The 265-nt window shown below is 68.7% G+C and carries 1 protein-coding gene; it reads right to left on the bottom strand.

The genetic code is table 11. From position 1 onward, the window contains the following. Positions 1 to 33: 33 nt before the first annotated feature. Entirely contained in the window at positions 34 to 165 is a 132-nt protein-coding gene (locus ACR9ZK_RS22230; RefSeq protein WP_481344111.1) for a hypothetical protein, read from the bottom strand. Positions 166 to 265 lie beyond the last annotated feature (100 nt).

Raw genomic sequence — 265 nt, 5'->3', positions numbered from 1 at the left:
CCGAGATCTACACTCTCTCCGTCGTCGGCAGCGTCAGATGTGTATAAGAGACAGACGCGTGGCTGCAGGAGCGGCCGGACCGCCCGACGTGGATCGCCGAGAGCCGGGGGGAGCACGCCGGGACCACTCGATCATCGCCTCGGTCAGGGCCTGTCTCTTATACACATCTCCGAGCCCACGAGACGGAGCTACATCTAGGATGCGGTTTTTTGCTTGGGGAGGGGGGGGGGGGGGGGGGGGGGGGGGGGGGGGGGGGGGGGGGGGG

This window comes from Monashia sp. HAY1-5C (assembly GCF_056755255.1).
The sequence above is the reverse complement of the archived record's forward strand: the minus strand, read 5'-3'. Positions and strand labels throughout refer to the sequence as shown.